19 protein-coding genes are annotated in these 22,388 nt (G+C 51.2%); 13 read left to right on the top strand and 6 right to left on the bottom strand.

The window, feature by feature from the left end; all coding sequences use genetic code 11:
• The first annotated feature begins 28 nt into the window (after nt 1-28).
• The 10 genes from rpoE to acpS all read left to right on the top strand — a co-directional run bounded on the left by rpoE (nt 29) and on the right by acpS (nt 9,127).
• Nucleotides 29-604, top strand: a complete 576-nt coding sequence (gene rpoE, locus BLU64_RS12570) for an RNA polymerase sigma factor RpoE (protein ID WP_074728913.1) — start codon at nt 29-31, stop codon at nt 602-604.
• Between the two features lie 51 nt (nt 605-655).
• A complete protein-coding gene (rseA, locus tag BLU64_RS12565; RefSeq protein WP_026741937.1) occupies nt 656-1,312 on the top strand; it encodes an anti-sigma-E factor RseA in 657 nt (218 codons plus the stop codon).
• Nucleotides 1,312-2,262 (top strand): sigma-E factor regulatory protein RseB, encoded by a 951-nt coding sequence (gene rseB / locus BLU64_RS12560; protein ID WP_074728912.1) that lies wholly within the window; start codon nt 1,312-1,314, stop codon nt 2,260-2,262. Before rseA ends, rseB begins: the two co-directional genes overlap by 1 nt.
• A 390-nt stretch (nt 2,263-2,652) precedes the next feature.
• A complete protein-coding gene (lepA, locus tag BLU64_RS12555; RefSeq protein WP_074728910.1) occupies nt 2,653-4,452 on the top strand; it encodes a translation elongation factor 4 in 1,800 nt (599 codons plus the stop codon).
• A gap of 16 nt (nt 4,453-4,468) precedes the next feature.
• A complete protein-coding gene (gene lepB, locus BLU64_RS12550; protein WP_026741940.1) occupies nt 4,469-5,437 on the top strand; it encodes a signal peptidase I in 969 nt (322 codons plus the stop codon).
• A gap of 178 nt (nt 5,438-5,615) precedes the next feature.
• Nucleotides 5,616-6,296, top strand: a complete 681-nt coding sequence (gene rnc, locus BLU64_RS12545) for a ribonuclease III (RefSeq protein WP_026741941.1) — start codon at nt 5,616-5,618, stop codon at nt 6,294-6,296.
• Nucleotides 6,293-7,198, top strand: coding sequence for a GTPase Era (gene era, locus BLU64_RS12540; RefSeq protein ID WP_026741942.1), 906 nt, complete (start codon nt 6,293-6,295; stop codon nt 7,196-7,198). The genes rnc and era overlap by 4 nt, the downstream gene beginning before the upstream one ends.
• 11 nt (nt 7,199-7,209) lie before the next feature.
• On the top strand, nt 7,210-7,941 hold the full coding sequence (gene recO / locus BLU64_RS12535) for a DNA repair protein RecO (RefSeq protein ID WP_026741943.1): 732 nt from the start codon (nt 7,210-7,212) through the stop codon (nt 7,939-7,941).
• Nucleotides 7,942-8,015: 74 nt separating this feature from the next.
• Nucleotides 8,016-8,747 carry a pyridoxine 5'-phosphate synthase gene (gene pdxJ / locus BLU64_RS12530; RefSeq protein WP_026741944.1) on the top strand — a complete coding sequence of 244 codons (732 nt, stop codon included), beginning with the start codon at nt 8,016-8,018 and terminating at the stop codon, nt 8,745-8,747.
• Nucleotides 8,747-9,127 carry a holo-ACP synthase gene (gene acpS / locus BLU64_RS12525; protein ID WP_026741945.1) on the top strand — a complete coding sequence of 127 codons (381 nt, stop codon included), beginning with the start codon at nt 8,747-8,749 and terminating at the stop codon, nt 9,125-9,127. Before pdxJ ends, acpS begins: the two co-directional genes overlap by 1 nt.
• Before the next feature lie 7 nt (nt 9,128-9,134).
• Here the strand turns inward: acpS and BLU64_RS12520 are convergent, their stop codons facing one another.
• The 3 genes from BLU64_RS12520 to BLU64_RS12510 form a co-directional block, all read right to left on the bottom strand.
• On the bottom strand, nt 9,135-9,395 hold the full coding sequence (locus BLU64_RS12520) for a YfhL family 4Fe-4S dicluster ferredoxin (RefSeq protein WP_026741946.1): 261 nt from the start codon (nt 9,393-9,395) through the stop codon (nt 9,135-9,137).
• Nucleotides 9,396-9,929: 534 nt separating this feature from the next.
• Nucleotides 9,930-11,000 carry an acyltransferase family protein gene (locus BLU64_RS17900; protein ID WP_071999741.1) on the bottom strand — a complete coding sequence of 357 codons (1,071 nt, stop codon included), beginning with the start codon at nt 10,998-11,000 and terminating at the stop codon, nt 9,930-9,932.
• Nucleotides 10,990-11,262 (bottom strand): transcriptional regulator, encoded by a 273-nt coding sequence (locus tag BLU64_RS12510; RefSeq protein WP_071999742.1) that lies wholly within the window; start codon nt 11,260-11,262, stop codon nt 10,990-10,992. Before BLU64_RS12510 ends, BLU64_RS17900 begins: the two co-directional genes overlap by 11 nt.
• A 963-nt stretch (nt 11,263-12,225) precedes the next feature.
• Between BLU64_RS12510 and pdeH the strand changes: the two genes are divergently transcribed.
• Both pdeH and BLU64_RS12500 read left to right on the top strand, forming a co-directional pair.
• The gene (pdeH, locus tag BLU64_RS12505; protein ID WP_026741947.1) at nt 12,226-13,002 is read left to right on the top strand and encodes a cyclic-guanylate-specific phosphodiesterase; all 777 of its coding nucleotides are present in this window, start codon (nt 12,226-12,228) and stop codon (nt 13,000-13,002) included.
• 770 nt (nt 13,003-13,772) lie between these two features.
• The gene (locus tag BLU64_RS12500; protein ID WP_026741948.1) at nt 13,773-15,287 is read left to right on the top strand and encodes a sensor domain-containing protein; all 1,515 of its coding nucleotides are present in this window, start codon (nt 13,773-13,775) and stop codon (nt 15,285-15,287) included.
• 314 nt (nt 15,288-15,601) lie between these two features.
• On the opposite strand, the gene BLU64_RS12495 is transcribed toward BLU64_RS12500, so the two are convergent.
• From BLU64_RS12495 to BLU64_RS12485, 3 genes are all read right to left on the bottom strand, one after another.
• Nucleotides 15,602-16,891: an HlyD family type I secretion periplasmic adaptor subunit gene (locus BLU64_RS12495; protein ID WP_394296473.1), complete on the bottom strand. Its 1,290-nt coding sequence runs from the start codon at nt 16,889-16,891 to the stop codon at nt 15,602-15,604.
• Between the two features lie 61 nt (nt 16,892-16,952).
• Entirely contained in the window at nt 16,953-19,139 is a 2,187-nt protein-coding gene (locus tag BLU64_RS12490; protein WP_026741950.1) for a type I secretion system permease/ATPase, read from the bottom strand.
• A 68-nt stretch (nt 19,140-19,207) separates the two neighbouring features.
• A complete protein-coding gene (locus BLU64_RS12485; protein ID WP_026741951.1) occupies nt 19,208-20,560 on the bottom strand; it encodes a TolC family outer membrane protein in 1,353 nt (450 codons plus the stop codon).
• A gap of 371 nt (nt 20,561-20,931) precedes the next feature.
• Here BLU64_RS12485 and BLU64_RS12480 point away from each other — a divergent pair.
• Nucleotides 20,932-22,388: retention module-containing protein (locus BLU64_RS12480; RefSeq protein WP_139171508.1), on the top strand; the 1,457-nt coding region annotated here is incomplete at its 3' end.

Genomic DNA, 22,388 nt, shown 5'->3' with positions numbered 1-22,388 from the left:
AGACAAATTTGAGGAGATCTTACCTCGGATGAGCGAGCAGTTGACAGATCAGGTTCTGGTTGAACGGGTCCAGAAAGGCGATCGGAAATCGTTCAATTTACTGGTTGTTCGTTACCAGCATAAAGTAGCGAGCCTGGTGTCTCGGTACGTCCCCCCGGGCGACGTTCCGGACGTGGTCCAGGAATCATTTATTAAAGCCTATCGCGCGCTCGCGTCTTTTCGCGGCGATAGTGCGTTTTATACGTGGCTGTATCGCATTGCTGTGAACACGGCGAAAAACTATCTGGTTGCGCAGGGACGGCGCCCTCCGTCGAGTGACGTAGACGCCAGCGACGCTGAAAATTATGAAAATGCCAGCGCGTTGAAAGAAATATCGAACCCTGAGAATTTAATGCTGTCTGATGAGTTGCGTAGGATAGTGTTCCGCACGATTGAGTCATTGCCGGAAGATTTAAGACTGGCAATCACGCTGCGAGAACTGGATGGGCTGAGCTACGAAGAGATAGCCGACATCATGAATTGTCCGGTGGGCACTGTACGATCGCGTATTTTCCGTGCACGCGAAGCTATTGATAATAAGGTACAACCGCTTATTCAGCGTTAACTTGTTGTGAACGTTCATCATGACCGATTTGACAAGGTAAGGGTGTAAGGTATGCAGAAAGAAAAACTTTCCGCTTTAATGGATGGTGAGGCCGTCGACAACGAATTGCTGAGCGCTTTGTCGAAAGACGAAACACTGCAAGAAAGCTGGCAGCGTTACCATGTAATACGCGACACAATGCGCAATGATGTCAGTGAACACATGTTGCACGTAGATGTCGCAGCCCGCGTCGCGGCCGCATTAGAGCAGGAACCTGTTCTCTTCAACCCGCAGGCGGCGCCCGAATCCCAGCCACATCCTCGGACCTGGCAAAACCTGTCCTTCTGGAATAAGGTGCGTCCATTGGCGGCGAACCTGACGCAAATTGGTGTCGCCGCCTGCGTTTCTTTGGCGGTCATCGTTGGCGTGCAGCACTATCAGCAAGGCGGCGTCGCGACGGACGGGGCGGTTGAAGCTCCGGCGTTCAGCACGCTTCCTGCTTTAGGCTCCGCATCGCCGGTCAGTCTGAGCATACCGGCTGAAAACAGCGTCAATAGGGTTGGACAGCGTCAGCAACAGGCTGAGCATGAGCGCATCAATGCGCTGCTGCAGGACTATGAACTGCAGCGCCGAGTCCATTCTGACCAACTGCGTTTCGACCAACATGAAGAACAACAGGCTGCCGTTCAGGTGCCTGGAAATCAATCATTAGGAATGCAGCCGCAGTAATGAAGCGCTTTTTGTTTATTACCGCGCTGCTTTTCGGCGGCGCAGGCTACTCCAACATCGCCCCGGCTCAGGACAACTCCGGGGCGATGTTGCAACAAATGAGCCGAGCCAGTCAGTCTCTGAGCTACGAAATCTATTTTATCAATGTGTCCCGCCAGGGGATCGAGTCCTTCCGCTATCGTCACATGTTAGCGGGAAAAGAGACGTTGGCTCAGCTGCTTCATCTTGACGGCCCTCGTCGGGAAGTGGTTCAACGTGCTCGTAATATCAGCTACTTTGAAGCTAATCTCGACCCTTTCACGCTCTCCGGCGATCACATGGTCGATGCGCTGCCTGCATTGATCTATGCCAATTTTCCCCGGCTGTCTGCTTATTACGACTTTATTCCCACCGGGCGTATTCGCCTTGCCGATCGTCAGAGCGACGTCGTTCGCATCGTCTCCCGGGACGGCACGCGCTTTAGCTATGTGATTTGCCTGGATGCGACCACAAGGCTGCCGCTGCGCGTCGATTTGCTGGATCAGAATGGCGAACTGCTGGAGCAGTATCGCGTCCTTTCCATGACGGTGGACGGCTCTGTTCAGTCAGAGATGAAAAGCCTTGAGCGCATGAGCCTTCCCCCGCTCCTTAGCGTACCCACGGCGGCATCGGCCGATTTCGCGTGGTCGACGCAGTGGCTGCCGAACGGCGTTGAAGAGATCTCTCGCAGCCAGCGACCGCTTCCCAGCGGGGGTGTGCCGGTAGAATCTCGGCTCTACAGCGACGGTTTATTCAGCTTTTCGGTGAACGTTAGCCCGGTTGGCGACACGCACCCGGACCAGAACGCGTTGCTCGGACGGCGGATGATCCACTCCGTTGTGCGAGAAAAACACGAAATTACCGTGATTGGCGAACTGCCGTTGGCAACGGCCAAGCGCATTGCGGACAGTGTGTCCTTCACGGCGCCCTGATCGATCATCGGAAAGGGGACGCAATATCGGATGAGCTGTGCCGTGCATCAGGTTGAATACATTGCCGACGAGCCGACCAGGCTTCCTGTGCGATAAGATTCGCTTCCTTGTTTCCTGGCCAGAATGGCCTGATGGCGGCAAGGTGACCCGTCTTTTTCAGCCATCAACTCTCGGATTTCATATCGCGTAGCGACCGGTCTTCTTCCGCAACGTGAATAGGTGTAGTTACGTGATGATAAACAGTCTTAATAGACGGCCCATGACTAGGTTTTCCCCCGTATGGCATGTAGAATGCTGCGATTCGGGCCTATGACAACGGTCAGCGTTGTCGGCTAATGCGCATGCCGATCGGCAAGATTTCAGAAATACCAAGGTAGAAAAACTTTAATAATGAAGCATATAAGAAATTTTTCCATCATTGCCCACATCGACCACGGTAAGTCGACGCTCTCTGACCGCATTATTCAAATTTGTGGTGGTTTAACCGAGCGTGAAATGGCGGCGCAGGTTCTGGACTCTATGGAACTCGAGCGCGAACGCGGGATCACGATCAAAGCGCAAAGCGTAACGCTGGATTATAAAGCCCCCGACGGCGAAACCTACCAGCTGAACTTCATTGATACCCCGGGACACGTTGACTTCTCTTATGAAGTATCCCGTTCGTTGGCTGCTTGCGAAGGCGCGTTGCTGGTGGTGGATGCGGGACAGGGCGTTGAGGCGCAGACGCTGGCTAACTGTTATACGGCGATCGAAATGGATCTGGAAGTGGTGCCGGTCCTTAACAAAATTGACCTTCCTGCTGCCGATCCGGATCGGGTCGCGGAAGAAATTGAAGACATTGTCGGGATCGATGCGACGGATGCCGTGCGTTGCTCCGCGAAAACCGGCGTCGGCGTTCCTGACATCCTCGAACGTCTGGTGCGGGATATCCCACCGCCGGTAGGCGACCCGGAAGCGCCATTACAGGCGTTGATCATCGACTCCTGGTTCGATAACTATCTGGGCGTAGTATCTCTGATCCGTATTAAAAATGGCTCCCTGCGCAAGGGCGATAAAATCAAGGTCATGAGCACCGGACAAGTTTACAACGCCGAGCGTCTGGGCATCTTTACGCCAAAACGAGTGGATCGCGATACGCTTAACTGCGGCGAGGTAGGTTGGTTAGTCTGTGCCATCAAAGACATTCTGGGCGCGCCGGTCGGTGACACCCTGACGCTGGCGCGTAAACCGGCGGAAAACGCGCTGCCTGGCTTTAAAAAAGTCAAACCTCAGGTTTATGCAGGCCTGTTCCCCGTCAGCTCCGACGACTATGAGTCATTCCGCGACGCGTTGGGCAAACTCAGCCTGAACGATGCTTCTTTATTCTACGAGCCGGAAAGCTCGACGGCGCTGGGCTTTGGATTCCGCTGCGGCTTCCTGGGCTTGCTGCATATGGAGATCATTCAGGAGCGTCTGGAGCGTGAATACGATCTGGACCTGATCACCACCGCTCCGACGGTGGTGTACGAAGTGGAAACCACAGCAGGTGAAGTCATCTACGTAGACAGCCCGTCCAAGTTGCCGGCGATTAACAATATCGCAGAGCTGCGCGAGCCTATCGCAGAGTGTCACATGCTGATGCCGCAGGAGTTTCTGGGCAACGTCATTACGCTGTGCGTGGAAAAGCGCGGCGTGCAGACCAACATGGTGTATCACGGTAACCAGGTGGCGTTGACGTACGATATTCCGATGGCCGAAGTGGTGCTGGACTTCTTTGACCGCCTGAAATCCACATCACGCGGTTATGCGTCGCTAGATTATAATTTCAAACGATTCCAAGCTTCCAACATGGTACGCGTCGACGTTTTGATCAACGGCGAGCGTGTCGATGCGCTGGCGTTGATCACACACCACGACAATGCGCCGTATCGCGGTCGCGACTTGGTGGAAAAAATGAAAGAGCTTATCCCGCGTCAGCAGTTCGATATTGCGATTCAGGCGGCGATCGGCAACCACATTATCGCGCGTTCCACCGTCAAGCAGCTGCGTAAAAACGTGCTGGCCAAATGTTATGGCGGCGATGTGAGCCGTAAGAAAAAACTGCTGCAGAAACAGAAAGACGGTAAGAAACGAATGAAACAGGTCGGCAACGTTGAGCTGCCGCAGGAAGCGTTTTTGGCCATTCTGCACGTGGGCAAGGACAGTAAATAATCTCAGAGGAGTTGGCATGGCCAATATGTTTGCCTTGATTCTGACGCTCGCGACGCTGGTCACCGGCGTGGTGTGGTGTCTGGACCGTTTTAAATGGGCGCCGGCTCGACGCGCTAGACTGGCTCATTCAAGCCAGCAGTCGGACGGTACGGCCGGAGAGCAAACGCTTTCCAGCAGCATCAAACAGCCAGGCTGGATTGAAACCTGCGCTTCGGTGTTCCCCGTTCTGGCGGTAGTGCTGGTAGTGCGTTCGTTTATCTACGAACCGTTTCAGATCCCGTCAGGTTCGATGATGCCTACGCTGTTGATCGGCGATTTTATTCTGGTGGAAAAGTTTGCCTATGGCATCAAAGATCCGATTACCCAGACAACGCTGATTGAAACCGGCCATCCAAGCCGGGGTGATATCGCGGTCTTCAAATACCCGGAAAACCCGAGCCTGGACTACATCAAACGCGTTGTGGGCTTGCCGGGCGATCGCGTGAGTTACGATCCAGTCGCCAAGCAGGTGACGATCCAGCCGGCGTGTTCACCTTCCTCCGAGTGCGATAAAACGCTCGCCGTAACCTATAGCAACGTGCAGCAAAGCGACTTTGTCCAGACTTTCAATGGAATGGGCGGCGAAAGCAGCAACGGTTTTTATCAGGTTCCGACGGGCGGGCAGGCGAATGGTATTCGTCTGATGACGCGTAAAGAAACCTTGGGCGATGTCACGCACGACATTCTTACCGTGCCGATCGCGCAGGATCAGCTGAGCCTGTACTATCACCAGCCTCATCAGCCGTTGAGCTCGTGGGTCGTACCGGCAGGCAGCTATTTCATGATGGGCGATAACCGTGACAACAGCGCTGACAGCCGTTACTGGGGCTTTGTGCCGGAGAGAAATCTGGTGGGTAAAGCCACGGCAATCTGGATGAGCTTTGAAAAACAGGAAGGCCAATGGCCTACTGGCGTACGCCTGAGCCGGATTGGCGGTATTCACTAATACAACGTAATAAACGCGCGATATCTTTGCGCCTTCCGTTGTAGAATATTTTCGACATAAATAAACGCAGGCTCCCTACCGGGAGCCAGTGCAAACGAAACAGTTTTGGCACGAATCAAGAGTTCAGCAGGGCTGTTCCGTATGCTGTGGTCAAAAGCACGATTGATATTGGTAACACATGAACCCCATTCTCATAAATCGTTTACAAAAAAAACTGGGCTATACTTTCCGACAATATGATCTTCTATTGCAGGCGCTTACGCATCGAAGCGCCAGCAGTAAACACAATGAGCGGCTGGAATTCCTTGGGGACTCCATTCTGAGCTTTGTGATCGCCAATGCGCTCTATCACCGTTTTCCTCGCGTTGATGAAGGGGATATGAGCCGAATGCGCGCCACGCTGGTACGCGGCAATACATTGGCGGAGATTGCGCGCGAGTTCGAGCTGGGCGAGTGCCTGCGTCTGGGGCCGGGAGAGTTGAAAAGCGGCGGTTTCCGCCGTGAGTCCATTCTGGCGGACACGGTCGAAGCGCTGATCGGCGGCATCTTTCTGGACAGCGATATCCAAATGGTAGAGAAGCTGATCCTCGAGTGGTATCAGAGCCGACTGAACGAAATTAGCCCAGGCGACAAGCAGAAAGATCCCAAAACCCGTTTGCAGGAGTTCCTGCAAGGACGGCATTTACCGCTGCCTACCTATCTGGTGGTGCAGGTGCGTGGTGAAGCGCACGATCAAGAGTTCACCATACACTGTCTGGTCAGCGGGTTTAACGAACCGGTGGTTGGCACGGGGTCGAGCCGTCGTAAAGCCGAGCAGGCTGCGGCAGAACAAGCGTTAATACAGCTGGAGCTTGAATGAGCGAAGAACAGAATTACTGCGGCTTTGTCGCGATTGTAGGCCGACCTAACGTCGGTAAATCCACATTGCTGAACCAGCTGCTGGGTCAGAAGGTTTCAATTACCTCCCGTAAACCGCAGACGACGCGCCACCGTATTATGGGTATTCACACCGAAGGGCCTTATCAGGCGATCTACGTGGATACCCCGGGGCTGCATATCGAAGAAAAACGGGCGATCAACCGGTTAATGAACCGCGCCGCCAGCAGTTCCATCGGCGACGTAGAACTGGTTATTTTTGTTGTTGAAGGGACGCACTGGACCGAAGACGACGAAATGGTGGTCAACAAACTTCGCGATCAGAAACATCCCGTGCTGCTGGCTATCAATAAAGTCGATAACGTGACGGACAAAAGCAAACTGCTGCCGCACATTCAGATGATTAGCCAGAAGATGAAGTTTTTGGATGTCGTGCCGATGAGCGCCGAGAAAGGCATGAATGTCGACACTATCGCCAGCATCGTCCGTAAGCACCTGACGCAGGCGGAACACCACTTCCCGGAAGACTACATCACCGATCGTTCTCAGCGCTTCATGGCTTCCGAGATTATCCGTGAAAAGCTGATGCGTTTTCTGGGGGAAGAGCTGCCATATTCGGTGACTGTGGAAATCGAGCGTTTTGTGACGAATGAACGCGGGGGATATGATATCAACGGTCTGATTCTGGTCGAGCGTGAAGGCCAGAAAAAAATGGTAATCGGTAACAAAGGCTCCAAGATCAAAACCATCGGCATTGAAGCCCGTCAGGATATGGAACAGATGTTCGAGGCAAAAGTGCATCTGGAACTGTGGGTTAAAGTGAAATCCGGCTGGGCGGACGACGAACGTGCGCTACGCAGTCTGGGTTACAACGACGACCTCTAAGGGGTCGGCCTATGGAAGGCTGGCAGCGCGCATTTGTCTTGCATGGGCGCCCCTATAGCGAAACCAGCCTGCTGCTGGATCTGTTCACGGAAAATCAGGGGCGTGTCCGGATGTTGGCGAAAGGCGCTCGGGCACGGCGTTCCAGCCTGAAAGGGTGCCTTCAGCCGTTCACGCCGCTGCTGGTGCGCTGGAGCGGCCGGGGCGATGTCAAAACGCTTCGTAACGCCGAGCCGGTTTCGCTGGCTCTTCCCATCAGCGGCAGCACCCTTTACAGCGGTTTGTATGTCAATGAATTGCTGACTCGGGTTCTCGAGTTCGAAACCAACTTCTCCGCGCTCTTCTTCGATTATCTGCACTGCCTACAACAGTTGGCCGCGCTCGACGGTTCGCCTGAACCTGCGCTGCGCCGCTTTGAGCTGGCCTTGCTGGGGCATCTTGGCTATGGCGTCGACTTTCTTCACTGCGCAGGCAGCGGCGAGAGTGTCGCGGACGGCATGACCTATCGCTATCGGGAAGAGAAAGGGTTTATTGCCAGTCTGGTGGTGGACCGCCTCAGTTTTACCGGACGCGAACTACGTTCGCTGGCGGCTCGGGAGTTTCCTGATACGGACACGCTGCGCGCAGCCAAACGGTTTACCCGCATGGCGCTCAAGCCCTACCTTGGTGGTAAACCCCTCAAAAGCCGAGAGCTGTTCCGGCAGTTTGTGATCAAACCCCCTAAGCCTGCGCCGCCTGAAGAATAGGCGTGGGAGTACCCAACAGGATCGGCGGCGGTGTAAACTGACGTCATTGATGAGACAGAGAGTAAGGATGGATCATGGCTGAGCTGTTGTTAGGTGTAAATATCGATCATATCGCGACCTTGCGTAACGCTCGGGGTACAGCGTATCCCGACCCGGTTCAGGCCGCTTTTATCGCTGAACAAGCGGGGGCGGACGGCATTACCGTGCATCTGCGTGAAGACCGTCGCCACATCACAGATCGCGATGTGAGCCTCCTGCGCCAGACTATTCAGACGCGTATGAACCTGGAAATGGCGGTCACGGATGAGATGGTGGCTATCGCCTGTGAGCTACAGCCACACTTCTGCTGCCTGGTGCCGGAAAAACGGCAGGAAGTGACGACGGAAGGCGGTCTGGACGTCGCCGGACAGCTAAACAAGATGCAGGATGCCGTGAAGAGGTTGAAGGCTGCCGGGATTAACGTTTCTTTGTTTATCGATCCCGCTCGCACCCAAATTGATGCCGCCGTCGCCTGTGCCGCCCCCTACATCGAACTGCATACCGGCGCTTACGCGGATGCCGACGGTGATGAGGCGCGCCAACATGAATTCGAGCGCATCCGTGATGCCGCGACCTATGCAGCAGCAAAAGGGCTCCTCGTCAATGCCGGTCACGGTCTGACCTATCATAACGTTCAGCCCATTGCCGCTCTGCCGGAAATGCATGAGCTGAATATTGGTCACTCGATCATCGGACGCGCCGTCATGAGCGGCTTGACGGCCGCCGTCGCCGAAATGAAATCCTTAATGCGGGAAGCGCGTCGTTAATGGCGATCTTGGGTCTGGGCACCGACATCGTAGAAATCGCCCGCATTGAAGCGACAGTTGAACGCTCCGGCGATCGTCTCGCGCGGCGCATTCTGAGCGACGCCGAATGGGGGATTTACCGGGAGCATCAACAGCCGATTCGTTTTTTGGCAAAACGTTTTGCAGTAAAGGAAGCGGCGTCGAAAGCGTTTGGTACGGGGATTCGTCAGGGGCTGGCGTTCGCCCAATTCGAGGTGTTCAATAACGATTTGGGCAAGCCATGCCTGCGTTTTCTGGGGAGAGCGGCTGAGTTTGCGCAAGCGCTTGGCGTGCGGCATGTGCATGTATCACTGGCGGATGAGCGGCGCTACGCGTGCGCCACCGTCATTGTGGAAAGCTGATTCAGTTTTAGAGCTGGTCGGCGTGGTGTAGCTGAACGTATTTTTCCCACAGCCGCTCCTGACTTTCCACGTGCGCCGGATCGATGATGATGGTGTTATCGATCGGGCACACTTTCTGGCAGGTTGGGGTCTCGTAGTGACCGACGCACTCTGTGCAGCGCTCGGAATCGATTTCGTACGTCTCAATCCCCATTGATATAGCCTGATTCGGGCACTCTGGCTCGCACATATCGCAGTTGATGCATCGTTTGGTAATTAACAGCGCCATTTAGAGGTCTTTCCCATTTCTTGCCGCTATTCAGCGGCCTGTCCGCAACCATCGCACCCGATGAAGTCATCTTCGCCTTAGCCACCACTTTCGACGCGGTCTCCGCATCAGTCGGTAGACAGGGGAGGCTGCGCGCTTTATTAAAAGAGGCATCGGCGGCGGCGCGCACTTTAGCACAGAACCCCGAAAAGCCCAACGATGAGAGTTATTGAACGCTGGCGGGGTATCCCTTCTGAACTTGCCGAACAATTTGTGGGTTGCCAGAATATGCAGCGAACCTGAAACCGGTGAATTCCGATTATGACTGGATCAGATGTGGACCATGGTCATCGACAACGACACCATACCCACATTTTTACCGACGAATATATCTAAAAATAGTGGTTGACCTCCAGCCAGATAAATTATGAAAATCGCTACGTCAGAAAGTTTTATAAAGATGCTTTTTATGATGAGTTGAAATAAAAAACTCTAACCGATTTTTATCTATTGATAAAATAGGGGCGTTTCATGGTTGAATAGTGACTTAACTGATTAACCCTGTCGCATTGTCATAGTGCGCCTTTCAATTGTTAAACATACTATCGATGATGTCATAAGAACAAAAGTAAAAGTTAACGCAAGAGATATGTAGAAATTAATACCTATATCTTCTAATATTCTAAGGATAGCGTATCCAATTACGGAATGTAATGCATAAAATGGATAACTTATTTTCGATAAGTATGAAATTACTCCTATCTTCTTGAACTTGTTTTTGATGATGTAGCATGCTAAGAATAACAATATAGAATAAGAGTAATTGCAAAACAAAACAAAAAATAACTTAATCGGATGGTTTGCATATATAAAATATGAGAATGATGTAAAACATATTAATGCTGTAGCTGCTGCGCTGAACTTGCTAGCTTTTCCAGATAAAGCGAGATAGAAACATAACCCTATAAACATGTATGATATAAAAGAAAATTCATGTGATAATTCAACGAGCCACGAAGGAAACCTGACCTCACGCGCCAAAAATGAAAGCAAAGAAGATAGCACTGAAAATAGAAAAGCAGAGGTAAGGCCTCTTGTTATTATGAAGTGTCTAAAGATTGCGCAAATTATATAGAATTTAACTTCTATTGCTAGTGTCCAGTTTACTGCATCTATAGACGGTACCCCAATAAGATTGTTAATCAAAAACGCATTTGAAAGGATATTACCAAAACCTAGAGAGGGTATTACATTCCAATAAAAATATGAAGTTGAATAAAGGACTGCCAACATTACGATAAGACATATAATGTATGTGGGGTAGATCCTCATTAATCTCGCGGTCAAAAATTTTTTAGAATCGCGATTTTTTAACGAAAATGAGACAACGAAACCGCTAATAAGAAAAAATATAGAGACACCAAATGGCCCGTAATTAAATTCAGGCAGTGGTAATGTTATGGCTCTATAAATATATCCAAAGTCACTCTCAGATACTGGAGAAAATGTCAAACGAGACACTGTGTCTTTATGTATTGAATATACACCAATCCAATGAACAATAACTACACTCAAAAAAGCGAGAGATCTTAGTTGGTCGGCAAATATTATCTTCTCAGTTCGCACTATTTATCTCCGCACCCATTTCTCGCATTTTATTAACAACTATATTTATTTGTTGATCGGATAATGATAACTGAGCTGCTATGTAAAATAAAATGTGTAGGCTAAGTGTACGTGGGGACTCTCCACCAGTGTATTTTCTCCACTGACTGTTGCTTGCTACTCCGGCTAAATCGGCCATTTGATTACCTGTATGGCTTAACTGCTTCTTGAGACGGAGCAGATCATCAGTTGTTGGTGGTGAATACTCTTTAATTAGTCGCATCATTGCACCTGCAAAACCTCTTGTGTGATAAGGGAGGGTTGCAAATTATTTATTATGTTATTGATTCTAATGCTAGCCCCTTTGGTGCTATCTATCAAGGCTAATAGATTGGGATTCAGCTATCTTTCCTGACCAAATGCGTCATGACGTAGAGAAACAGCTGCGACGGCGATACCGAGCTGGGTCATCTGATCGATCATCTCCTGCGGCCCATAGTTTATGACGAAAACGACCGGAGGATGGTGCTCGGCAAGACTTTCCAGGTTGACCACTTTAGGTTTGCCGACTAACGGCGGGACAAGGTGCGCATAGTGATGGCCCCGCTGTCGTTCCCAATTGCGTAGAACACCAATAATTTTTTCGCTCGCGTTGAGTTTGACCAGTCGGTTGAGTGTTTGATGTTGTAAAACGACGACGCGCTTGACGTCGTCGGGAAGGGGAACGTTGCGATTGAGTTGATCAACAATTTGCAGTTAAGCATGGGTCGCTGCTGAGATTATCGCCATTAGCGCGCTTACCATAAGTGGGGTAATTGTTTTTATCATTATTATATACCGTTCAATTATGTGCTGTATTATACCGCGCACCAGGAGAGAGCGAACGATGCTAACTGACTGGTTGTATAGGAAATAATCAATAACCAGCCTTATTCGTGGGGCGGCATTTTACTGTGTAGAGCATCCGGTGGAGTACAGCGTAAAATCATCGCTTACTCTTTGGATTGAGGCCCTAGGCGGTATGTGAATTAGTCTTTATCATAAAGTGCTAAAAATTACGATTCCCACAGCCCATTGATAAACCGGTCAAATTCGCAACACAGCAATGTGTCCGTCACGTTTACAACGTAATGTAGCCCACATTACGTTAACTGCCCCGAATTCACTTTCATCGCGGTCAGGGCTGTTTTCAGGAGCTGTGGGATTATTTTAGTCATTCAGCGTATGTCTAACGGCGGAATATAGAGTGCAGCAAATCAGTCAGCTTAATCAGTTTGGGCCTATTCCACCCGATTGTGGGCCGGAGACAAAAGATGACGTTGATTTTTTGCTCAGTTGCCGCCGAAAGTACACTTTTCAGCCGATTTATCGAACATCCGGACGATTGCTGGGCATTGAGTTATTAACGGCCATTTCACATCCGACCATCCCTCATCAAGCGCTTTCCCCCGAAGTCTACTTTGCTCGCATTGATGTTGGCATGCGCCTGAAAATCGTCATCGAGCAGATGCAGTTGTTGCGTCGACTGAATGATCGTTTTGTTCGGGACAACCTGCTGGCCTCCGTCAATATTGATGGACCGGTGCTGATGGCATTGCAGAAAAATCTGCAGGCCAAAAAGCTGATTGCCAGTATGCCCTGGTTGCGTTTTGAGCTGGTGGAGTGTCATGAAGGTCTGTCTAAAGAGCTGCTAAACGCGTTGCCTGAAGCCAGCCGGCTATGGCTGGATGATTTCGGCTGCGGCGTAGCCAACTTTTCATCGCTGTTGATGGTGCGGCACGATTGCATCAAAGTCGCTCGAGAGCTGTTCGTCATGCTTCAGCAAACTGAAGAAGGACGCCAGATTTTTCATCTACTAATCACATTGATGACCCGTTACTGCAATTACATTGTCGTTGAAGGCGTGGAAACGGAAAAAGAATGGGGCATGGTTAAAGCATCCAGCGCGACGGCAGCACAAGGCTATTTCCTCTCTCGTCCTCAGTCATTTGAATATTTCGAGTCATTAAAACTCGAATTCTAACGGCGCCGATAGTCATTCCTATCTCTTTTTAACGTTACCCTTCCTTTTAATTCCACGCCTGGCAAGACAGTGTTCGGATAGCCTGAAATAGTGGGCTATTCGGATCAACATGACGTGAGAATGACAACGCTCAAAACAAAATATTTGATTAATAAATATTAATCTAATGAAGTTTAATTCTTTAGTTTTAATTAATAATAGTTAACTTTTTTAATTCTGCGGCTAATAATGCTGCGGTTTGATGATTTCCGCCATACGAAATGGTGCTTGTTGCCTGTGTCATCATTGGCCAAAGATTGATTTTTAACTTGCTGATTATAAACAATAAAAATCTTAATGTTTGCTTACAACGATCGATAATTTCTTTATGATAGGTTTTTATGATTAAAAGGGTATTAATTATTGGTATAATTGATTTGCTTCAGCGCAATTGATAGTCAAAATACAGCGCATGCTAAAGGCATAAAGATTAGCTTTAGATTATTAGTAAATCTTATGACAGTGTTAGTGATATATATAACAAATAAGCTGAATCTTTTTATTTGATTGTTTCTATCTTCACGCAGTGATATTTGGGGGGCTTTATGCTTACGTTTCTATGTTTCTGAACTCTCAGCCTGACCGGATATTTCTTCCATTTACCCCTTTTGCTCTCCGGAAATCTTCCAACGCTGAAAAACTGAATAGGGGGATGTTATTACCGGGTTCCTGCGTCTTTAGTAATGTGCTGTGTTCGTTCAGGACCCTGAGGCCCTGAGGAGAGTATAATTGTGTATGAAATTATAATAACTCTATTGATTATTCTCTTGGGTGTCTCTTCATTCCGGAACCGTAAACACCAGGAAAAGTTCAGTATCGAAAATAAAAAACTGGATTTTTTGAACATGGTTCTGTTTGCTGCGGAATATAGCCCTGCCGCGCTCCTGATTGCCAACGAAAATTGCGAAATCATCTATGTCAACAGACAGTTCGTCTCCATGTCCGGCTATGAAGCCGAAGAGGTGATTGGAAAAAATCCCCGTGTTCTTAGTTCGGGGATGACCAACGCCAGCGTTTATGAGGAGCTTTGGGATGCGCTCAATAAAGGCGAAATTTGGAGTGGGGAGTTTATTAACCGCAAAAAGAATGGTCAGTTATATTGGGAAAAAGCCAGCATAGTAAAAATATATAATAAGGCGAGTAACGCTATTCAGTATGTCGGCATTAAAATGGATATTACGGAGAGAAAGACAAAAGAGTATCACGATAATTCCTACAATCGCGCGCTGGAATTGTTGTCTAGCGGGGCGCCTCTTAAAGATATTCTTGATGCCATTATTTTCAGCGTAGAAGAAAAAAATCCAGGAAGGATTGTCTGCTCTGTCCTGCTTATTGATAAGGATAAGGAATGTTTAACCCTCGGTTCCGCCCCCAGTCTGCCGGGCTTTTATAAAAATGCCATTCATAATGTGAAGATTGCTGATGGGGCCGCATCGTTCGGAACGGCAGCATATACCGGTAAACGCGTTATCGCAGAAGATATCTCCACTGATCCAAGCTGGTCGCTTTATAAAGGTCTGGCACTATATGCCGGATTACGTTCTTGTTGGTCAGAACCTGTGTTCGGCCAGAATGATGAAGTATTAGCAGTGCTTAGTGTTTATCATCGCAAAGTCTACTCTCCGGCTGAAGATGAAATCGAATCCATCGAGAAGTCTGCTCAGTTGGTTTCCGTCGCCATTGAACGCTATCGCGCCATCGATATGCTGCGTCGTAGCGAGGAACACTACCGCCAGCTGGCGCATTACGACTCACTTACGTCTCTGGCCAACGGTCTGACTTTTGCCGAGCAAATGGAACAGGCGATTCAGCTTTCTAAACAGACGGGGCGCAAGATTGCTCTGATGTTCCTGGATTTGGACAAATTCAAACAGATCAATGACACCTTCGGGCATGCCGTGGGCGACCTGTTATTGAAGGAAGCGGCTGCTCGAATGCGCCTTGCCGTTCGCGATAGCGATACGGTGTATCGCCGCAGCGGCGACGAGTTTATCATCCTCCTTCAAGGCATTAAGGCGCAGGAGAACACGCTGTATGTGGCGGACAAGATCCACTATGCGCTGAATGAGCCTTTCGAAATTGAAGGTAAAACGTTGGATATATCCTGCAGTATTGGGATTGCGCTTTATCCGGAGCACGGCGCTGACGCGCTATCGCTGGCTATCAACGCAGACGCCGCCATGTATCAGGCCAAAACGTTGGGACGTAGCCAGACGATGATTTATCACGATGTCAATACTCACTAATTCCTGTCGTACTGCGCTACCGGCTGAGGGGCGTCGGCGCATTGAACGAAAGAAGAAAAGGGCAGGGGTGAATAACGGGCAACGCGACGGCGCTTGCTCGTTTTTGTGTCGCCAGACTTTAGCACGCATGCGATTCCAGCCGACTCTCGACGTGAATACATACTCACTTCAGCGCCCCTGTGTTCAGTAGAGGTGGCAGGCGCTCGAAACTAGCGGGGCTGCGAGCGATGCAAAAAAAACGGGCAACCCTCGCGAGGTTGCCCGTCTTACGTAGATATCCCAATCGACAATTACCGATTGTGAATAACAGGAAATTATCTTTCCCGTAGCGCTTCTGCCTTGGCTCGCAGGATAGGTTTGAGCAGGTAACGCAGAATGGTTTTCTTACCCGTCATGATATCGACGGTCGCGACCATACCGGGGATGACGATCAGCGGTTTGTCTTCGTTGCCCAGATGATTTTTCTCGGTGCGCAGGCGGATCACGTAGTAGCTGTGTCCTTCTTTATCCGTCACGGTATCCGGACTGATTTGCTCGAGATGTCCTTTTAACCCGCCATAAATTGTGTAGTCGTAGGCGGTGAATTTGATCACAGCCTGCTGACCGGGGTGCAAAAAGGCAATGTCCTGTGGTCGAATACGGGCTTCGATGAGCAGGTTGTCGTCTAACGGCACGATCTCGACCAGATCGTTACCCGGCTGGATAACGCCGCCAATGGTATTTACAAGAATTTGTTGCACGATGCCACGGACGGGCGACACCACCAACGTACGGTTGACCCGGTCTTCCAGCGCTTTGCCCGTCGCCGTGATCTTGTTGAGGTTGTTCTGTGCTTCATTTAATTGCGCCAAGGCTTCGCTTTTATAACGGCCATGAGTCTCTTCGATCTTATTATCGATCTCCTTCAATGCCGCCTCGGCGCGCGGGATTGACAGCGAAACAGAATCCATCTGACCGCGAGTTTCCACTTCCGAACGACGCAAACGAAGAATTTCGACCTTCGAAATAGCGCCTTCCTTGATCAACGGCTCGGACATTCTGATTTCCTGCTGGAGCAAATTCAGACTGTTACGGTACTGCTCTTGTCTGGAAACATAGTCGCGCAGCTCCTGGCGTCGTTGCACCAGCTGTTCTTTCAGGCCGGAGATTTCATTGTTGAACTGTCGCTTGCGGTTATTGTAGAGATCCCGTTCGCCCGAGGCGATGGTCGGGGCCTGCTTTTCTACTTCGGGGGGCAGCGTGAACGGCGTGTCGTTGATCTCCGCATTCAGGCGAGCGATGCGCGCCAGCAGAGACAACCGGTCAGCCTCGGTTTCACCGACGTTGGACGCAAAGCGAGTGTCGTCCAGACGCAACAACGGTTCGCCCGCCTTAACGATTTGCCCTTCATGGACGAAAATCTGGCTGACGATCCCCCCTTCAAGGTTCTGAATTTTTTGCAGCCGAGTCGAGGGAATGGCCTTTCCTTCTCCGTGTGTTACCTCGTCAATTTCGGCGAAGGCCGCCCACAGCAGGAAAAAACCGATGCACGCCAGAATCACCCACAGGGTGACGCGAATAATGCGGGGCGCATCTTCCACCATGGCCTGGCTGACTTCGGGCATGGTCTGCGCGTCGCTGTTTTTACGGGAGGCCTGAAAATAGGCCAGTATTTTTTTAGTCGTTTCAACGAGACGCATTGATCTGCCCCTTCTTTAATGCATCCATCACGATGGCTTTCGGACCGTCGGCAATAATGCGGCCTTTATCCATGATGATCAGGCGGTCAACCAGCGACAGCATGGACACACGGTGCGTCACCAGCAGCAGCGTCTTGTTGATCAATGTGGTTTGCAGTGCCTGCTTGAGGCGATCTTCGTTGCTGTTATCCATCGAGCTGGTAGGCTCATCCATCACCAGAATGGGCGGCTCTAGTAGCAGGGACCGTGCAATGGCCACCGCTTGGCGTTGGCCGCCCGAGAGCTGTTGACCGCGTTCGCCGACCTGCAGGTTGTAGCCGTCGGGATGAAGGCGGGCAAACTCACTGACGCCTGCGATTTCGGCGGCGCGCAACATGGCTTCGTCTTCCACATAGCGCGCGCCGCAAATCAGGTTATCGCGCAGCGAGCCGCTAAACAGCTGGATATCCTGCGGAACGTAACCGATGTTGTGGCGCAGATCGCTGACGTCCAGCTGCCGCGAGTCGACCCCATCGATCAGCAGATTGCCGCTGGTAGGCTGATACAGATTGACGAGCAATTTTTCCAGCGAGCTTTTGCCCGACCCGGTACGTCCGATGATGCCGACTTTCTCGCCTGGCTTGATGACCAGGTTGATGTTAGACAGCGAATGAATCTTCTGTTCCGGGTAATCAAAGGTGACATCGCGAAACTCAATACCGCCGACGATGCTTTCGCGTTTCAGAGGGCGTTCGTCCTCCTTGCGCTCCTGAGGCAGCTCCATCATTTGCTCGGTCGTCACCATCGTCAGTTTGGCCTGCTGATAGCGAGTGACCAGACCCGAAAGCTGCCCCATCGGAATCAAGGCGCGTCCGTTCAGCATGTAGCAGGCGATCAGCGCCCCCATACTCAGTTTGCCGTCAATCAACAAATAAACGCCGACGACGATCATGATGACGCCCGCCAACTGCTGGAACCACTGGGTCAGGTTGACCGCTAGTGCAGAGAGCGTTTTCGCCCGCATCTCCAAACGGCTCAGGCTCCCGATCGTCTGCTCCCACTGATGCTGTCGTTCGCTTTCCGCGTTATTGACCTTAATCGCATCAAGCCCAGTCAGCGTTTCAATCAACGTCGCCTGACGTTCACTCGCCAGATGCAGCGATTTTTCAATGGTTGAGGTGAGCGGTTTTTGCAGCGCCCAGCTCACCAGCAAGGCCAGCGGGAAGGCGAGGATAGGGATCCATACCAGCGGGCCGCCGATGATGCCAATGACCAGCAACAGCAGCAGGGTAAAGGGAAAGTCAATCAGCGTGGTCAATGTCAGCGAGGAGAGAAAGTCCCGCAGTAGCTGAAATTCATGAATATTCTGCGCGAAGCTGCCCACGCGGGCAGGACGCGCTTTCATCGCCATTCCTGTGATGCGTTCAAACAGCGTGGCGGAAAGAATAAGGTCGGTTTTTTTACCCGCAATATCCAGGCAGATGCTGCGCAGCGTGCGTAATATCAAATCGAACAAGAAAGCGCCGCTGACGCCGAGGGCCAGAACCCACAGCGTAGACGTCGCCTGATTGGGGACGACGCGATCGTAAACGTTCATCACGAACAGTGGGGTGGCGAGCGCGATGAGATTGATCAGGAGGCTGGCGAGGATCGCATCCATATACAGGAAGCGGGACAGCTTCAGCGTGTCCTTAAACCAGGATTTTGTCCGGGGGATCAACGAGGTTTGCTGCAGATCGAACGAATGTCGTGGCTGCGCGAACATCACTAGGCCCAGATAGTTTTGCTGCAACGTACTGTGATCGACGACGATCTCGCCGCCCTCGGTTTCACTGGGCATGATGCGGGCGCTGCCGTCATTGTTCCACCCCAGCAGGATGACGGAACGGCCTTCTCGCATCAGGAGCATGGCGGGTAGTGACATGCCGGAGATCGCATTCAGTGGTCGCTTAAGCACCCGAGCCTGCAGGCCTGCGCGCGCCGCGGCACGCGGCAACAGTTCAACCGTCAATCTTTGCTCTGCGAGAGGTAATCCGGCGGTCAACGTGGTTCGGCTGGCGGTTTTGCCTTGAAGTTTGCAGAGTATCAACAGGCTGTCGAGTAAAGGGTCGTCGTGACGATTGCGTGGATCGTGGTTTACGGAAGCGGCAGCGACGTCGGCGCTGCCTGGTGGTTGTTCATGCTGTGGCATCATGTAACCAAACATTCCTTAACTAAGAATGCCTTTCCCGCGGACGGAAAAGGCATAGGCTGACTAAAACATTATTGTAAGTCAGGCAAATCTACCTGCGTATTGACAGCGCTCAGGCTTTGACCTGCGGATGGCGCAGGAATAGACAGGCTGTTCAATAGGTCGCCCATGCGGGCTTTCAGTCGATATTCGCTATACAGAGACAGGAAGCGAATTTCCACCATTCGGCGCTGTGCCGTAAAGCGTTCGTTCTCACTGTCCAGCACGTCCAACAGGGTGCGTTCGCCCAGACTAAACTGCTTCTGGTAGGCGTCGCGCACGCGGCGGCTGCGTTCTGCATATTCTTGCGCGATAGGTAGCTGCTGGCGCGCATTATTCATCGCAGACCAGGAAAGACGCAACTCTTCGTTTAACTGACGGAGCGTATTGTTACGCACATCTTCCGCTTCCTTGACCTGGAAAGCTTTCGATTCCAGGGTCGCTTTGGTGCTGCCGCCCTCATACAGGTTATAGCGCATGCGTAGCATTGCCTGCCATTCGTTGTACTTACCACGCGTACCGTCGATATTTTCGTTTAACGTACGGGCAAGCTCAACGTTAAATTTAGGATAGAATCCTGATTTTTGCGCTTCATATTGTTTCCGGGTGGCTTCGATGTCCGATTCAGCAGACTTCAGAATCGGGCTATTTGCGACCATCACGCGTTTGGCATCGACCAACGTGGCGGGAACGTTCAACGACTCGTTGCTCGGGATCTGCAACCCCACCGGTTCTTTACCAACGACGCTGAAATAGTTGCTTTCCGCATCGGTCAGGTTGGTTTGTTCGGTCAGCACGTTGTTACGCGCTTGCGCAACACGTGCTTCTGCTTGCTCCAGGTCAGCCAGACGACCGACGCCCTGATCGGAACGCAGTTTGATTTGATCGTAAATGCGCTGGTTAGTACTTAGGTTCTCTTCAGCCAGACGCAGAAATTCATGACGCTGTAAGACGTCAAGATAGGCCTGGACCGCATCGAGCGCGCGAGCCTCGCTGGTATTCAGCATTTTGTAGGCTCTGGAATTGACGGTCGCTTTTTGCTGCGCAACGGTATTCGACGTCTCGAAACCATCAAAGACCCTCTGACTAAGGTTGATTGATGTTTCTCTACGCGTAAGAATGTCGTTGTTGCTGTTCTGCGCTCGGGTGGAAGGTGTGTCGAGGTTCTCTTTACCGATGCCGGCATTGAGAGAAATACTCGGAAGATAGCCCCCTTGGGCGGCACGCACATTTCTCTCCGCTGAATAGCGGCTGTTACTTGCCGCACTTATTTCTGGGTGAGTATTTAGCGTGTTTTCAATTGCATCCTTTAAAGTATCAGCAAATGAAATAGGGGAAACCGTGATTAATAAAAGTAAAGAAACAAATGGATTTTTACGCTTCATATAACGCTTTTTCCTGAATGCCATTAATAATGAGTTATTTCTTTTTCAATAATGACCTAAGGAAACAACACCCCGGTAAAAAAAGATAGCTGTCAATCCATTAGTCGCTTATCGAAAAAACTGGCGCATTACCGCAAATTCTTTGCTCTAATCGAGTAAAAATTTTGGTAAGAATGTTCCAAATTTTTTATTATATTAGGGGCTGAGTCAAGTCATTGACGTCAGCTAAATACTTTCAGGTGCAATAATAAAGTAATAACAAGAGATTGAAATCATCCTTTAAAGCCTGAGTTATGGAAAGGCTTTACATATAAATTTAATCGGTTTTTTCATTCGGTGGATTCCATCGGAAATATTGAGGAGATGCCATTGTGAGTAGCGTTATCGGTACCATCAAATTCGTCATTGGACAAGTATTTGTCATAGCGCAGGATGGTACTCAACGTCAGGTATCTGCTGGCGACCATATCTATCGCGGCGAGCAAGTGGCCACAGGCAATGCTGGCGCCGTTTCCATTTCACTGCCGGATGGACGGACTCTGGACTTGGGACGAGATAGCCAGTGGAGCGAGTCCCAGAGCATGGGGACGACAACAGAGCATCGTGCGTCAGAGTCACAGGATGTCGCTAGCGTTCAGGAGGCCATCGAGAAAGGTCTGGACCCGACGCAGTCACTGGAGGCAACCGCCGCCGGCGGCAATACCAGTACTGACATTGGTGAAGCCGGCGATGGCGGCGGTCACCGTGAAAACGTCGTATTGGACCTGACGGGCAACGTGGTGGATCCCACTTCTGGTTATGAGACCGGAACGCTGACTTCTGCATCAGATGTTTCTTCCGAAGACACTTCCGGCGGCACTCGTAGTTCAGCTGTGTCGACTGATACTTCTTCTGAAGCGGCTTCTGCCGATACTACGGCTCCGTCGCTTGTCATCTCCTTCGCTGAAGATGGAAAGGTCGAGTTCAAATTTTCGGAAACGCCGAATGGTTTTGACCTCACGGACATCGCAGTTGATCACGGCTCCATTACGAGCCTGACACAGGACCCTAATGATCCTACGCATTGGGTTGCGATTTTGACGCCGGATAGCGATTACGAAGGTTCGGTATCTGTTACTGTGCCTGACGGCAGCTATACGGATGACGCAGGCAACGCCGGTCAGGGCGCGGAAGGTACCGTGTCCGTTGATACCCTAGCGCCGGAAGCGACCATCACCATTGATCCGATTACTGCTGACGATCGCATCAACCTGGCCGAATCCGGCGAGACGCAAACTATTACAGGGCGTGTCGGTGGTGAGGTTAAGATCGGCGACACCGTGACGGTGACCATTGGTGGCAACACTTACAAAACCTCCGTTGTTGATGATGACGATGGCAACAACGTCTGGAGTGTGGATGTTGCGGGCAGCACGCTGGCCGATAACTCACAGATCCATGCGGAGGTCACCACCACCGATGACGCGGGCAATGCCACCACGGCATCGGTCGATCGCGGCTATACGGTGGACCTCGCCGCGCCGGAAGCCTCCATCACTATCGACGATGTGACCGGTGACAACACTGTCAATATCGCGGAAGCGGGACAGCCGCAGGCCATCACCGGTCGCGTCGGTAATGACGTGCAGGTGGGCGATACGGTCACCGTGACCATCGGCGATCAGGCTTACCAGACCACGGTGACCGCCTCCGATAGCGGCAACGTGTGGAGCGTCAGCGTGCCGGGCGATGTACTGGCCGGTAATTCGCAGATCCATGCCGAAGTCACTACCACCGATGCGGCGGGTAACCCAACGACTGCCACGGCCGACCACGGTTATTCCGTTGA

Origin of the sequence: Lonsdalea quercina, assembly GCF_900107885.1 — a bacterium.
In the GTDB taxonomy this organism is placed as follows: Bacteria; Pseudomonadota; Gammaproteobacteria; order Enterobacterales; family Enterobacteriaceae; genus Lonsdalea; species Lonsdalea quercina.
The sequence above is the reverse complement of the archived record's forward strand: the minus strand, read 5'-3'. Positions and strand labels throughout refer to the sequence as shown.